Source organism: Phyllobacterium sp. P5_D12 (assembly GCF_054049495.1).
The window spans coordinates 1-2,399 of the sequence record NZ_JBFUMG010000636.1; the positions used below are offsets into that span (position 1 = coordinate 1).

Here is a 2,399-nt window from a genome sequence, read left to right on the forward strand (position 1 = left end):
ATATTTGCGAGGCGCTGCTGCACGTTGCAATCTATGCGGGCGTTCCGGCGGCCAACCATGCGATTAAACTGGCAAAGCAGGTCTATAAAGACCTCGCTACGGCCGAAAAGACAGCCTGACGGGAGGCCCACAATGTCCAACAGGAAGCCGGAGACCGGCGCATTCTTTCAGCGGGACAGGCAGTGGCATCCGCCAGCCTATACGCCAGAGTACAAGACGAGTGTCGTGCGCTCGCCGCAGCGGGCATTGATTTCATTCGATAATACGCTATCGGAGATCACGGGGCCGGTGTTCGGCCATTCGATGCTGGGCGAGCTCGACGCCGATCTTATCTACAACTATGCGAAGCCCGGCGAGAGCGCGATCGGGCAGCGCATTATCGTTCATGGCAGAGTTGTGGACGAGCGCGGCAAGGGCGTTGCGGGTGCACTCCTGGAACTCTGGCAGGCCAATGCCGGCGGACGCTATCGGCACAAGCGCGAGGGATATCTTGCGGCGCTCGATCCCAATTTCGGCGGGTGCGGCCGGACCATCACCGACGACGATGGCTACTACCGTTTTCGCACGGTCAAGCCCGGGGCCTATCCCTGGCCGAACGGGGTGAATGACTGGCGCCCGGCGCATATCCACTTTTCGGTGTTCGGCCATGGTTTCGCGCAGAGGTTGATTACCCAGATGTATTTCGAGGGCGATCCGATGATCTGGAATTGCCCGATCGTCAAATCCATTCCGGACAAGGCAGCGATAGAACAGCTGATCGCGGCGCTCGATATGAACAACACCATTCCGATGGATGCACGCGCCTATAAATTCGACATCGTCTTACGTGGCCGCCGCTCGACCCTGTTCGAAAACCGCAGGGAGGGCAACTGATGGTGCAACAATTGGGTTACCTGAAGGAAACGCCGTCGCAGACAGCGGGACCATATGTCCACATCGGCTGCACGCCGAATTTCGCTGAGATTACAGGCGTTTACGAGAACGATCTTGGCATCTCCATGGTCAATGACAAGACGCTGGGCGAGCGAATTACTCTGCGTGGGCGGATTTTCGACGGCACCGGAACGCCGCTGCGTGACGCCTTGCTTGAGATCTGGCAGGCCGACAGCATGGGGCTCTACAACAGTCCATCGGAGTTGCGCGGCACCGCCGATCCCAATTTTACCGGGTGGGGACGCTGTCCGACGGACATGGAGACGGCCGAATATCGCTTCGAAACAGTGAAGCCGGGACAGGTTCCCTTCAAGGATGGGCGTATGATGGCGCCGCATGTCACGGTCTGGATCGTGGCGCGAGGGATCAACATAGGGTTGCAGACACGGATCTATTTTGAGGATGAGAAAGAGGCGAATGACAAGGACCCGGTCCTGCAACGCATCGAGCATCGCAATCGCGTCCCGACGCTGATCGCGAAACGCGATGGGTCGAGCTATGTCTTTGATATCTACCTGCAAGGCGACAAGGAAACCATCTTTTTCGATGTATAGGCGATGAGTATTTCTCCTTTCGATCATCCGTTTTTATCCGGTTTGATGGGCGATGAAGAAGCGGCGCAGTGGTTCTCTGTAGAGAGCGATATTGCGGCAATGCTTCAGTTCCAAATCGCTTTGGCCGAGGCGGAAGCTGCTGAAAATATTATAGAAAATGCGGCCGCCGCGGCGATCGAGAAGGCGTGCCAGGCTTTTTCACCCGACATGGYCGCGCTCAAATCGACGGTTAGATCGGATGGTGTCGTCATCCCGGAACTTATCCGGCAATTACGCGAGACTATCCCTCAGGCGCACCGCGCGTCACTGCATCTCGGAGCGACCAGCCAGGACGTCATCGACACGAGCCTAATGATCCGGCTGAAGCCGGTAGTAACACGGCTCGAAACCGGATTGTCCGATATCATCGCCGATCTGGATCAACTTGAAAAGACGTTTGGGAACAATGGCTTGATGGGGCACACCCGCATGCAGGCGGCCATCCCGATAACAGTCGGGGACCGTATCGAATCCTGGCGCGGGCCGCTGCTGCGTCACCGCAAGCGCCTCGATAAATTGAAGCTCGATTTCCCGGTGATTCAGTTCGGCGGAGCGGCAGGAACGCTGGAGAAACTGGGGGATAAAGGACCAGCGGTTCGCAAGCGAATGGCCACGTTACTCGGCCTTCACGATACGCCGCAATGGCACAGTCAGCGCGACATTATCGTTGAATTTGCTGACTTTTTATCGCTGATTTCCGGTTCGCTTGGTAAAATAGGCCAGGACATTGCGCTTCTCGCACAAGGCTCGACCGAGCTCAAATTGAGCGGTGGCGGCAAATCCTCGGCGATGCCTCACAAGCAAAATCCGGTCCTTGCTGAGCTTCTGGTTGCGCTCGCCCGTTACAACGCCACGCAGGTTTCCGGGATGCAC

Annotated in this window: 3 protein-coding genes and 1 pseudogene; all 4 read left to right on the plus strand. The window is 57.2% G+C overall.

The features are described 5' to 3' along the window. Positions 1-119: pseudogene (locus ACXJ5O_RS24560) on the plus strand (4-carboxymuconolactone decarboxylase); the annotation flags it as partial. A 13-nt stretch (positions 120-132) separates the two neighbouring features. Next, positions 133-873 carry a protocatechuate 3,4-dioxygenase subunit beta gene (gene pcaH / locus ACXJ5O_RS24565; protein WP_457302189.1) on the plus strand — a complete coding sequence of 247 codons (741 nt, stop codon included), beginning with the start codon at positions 133-135 and terminating at the stop codon, positions 871-873. Beyond that, positions 873-1,487, plus strand: a complete 615-nt coding sequence (gene pcaG / locus ACXJ5O_RS24570) for a protocatechuate 3,4-dioxygenase subunit alpha (RefSeq protein WP_457302190.1) — start codon at positions 873-875, stop codon at positions 1,485-1,487. The genes pcaH and pcaG overlap by 1 nt, the downstream gene beginning before the upstream one ends. Positions 1,488-1,490: 3 nt before the next feature. After that, the coding region (locus tag ACXJ5O_RS24575) for a 3-carboxy-cis,cis-muconate cycloisomerase (RefSeq protein ID WP_457302191.1) at positions 1,491-2,399 on the plus strand (909 nt) is incomplete at its 3' end.

Bases quoted from the DNA above. Each gene is read 5' to 3' on its own strand.
- pcaH (WP_457302189.1), top strand. From the start codon at position 133: ATGTCCAACAGGAAGCCGGAGACCGGCGCATTCTTTCAGCGGGACAGG.
- pcaG (WP_457302190.1), top strand. From the start codon at position 873: ATGGTGCAACAATTGGGTTACCTGAAGGAAACGCCGTCGCAGACAGCG.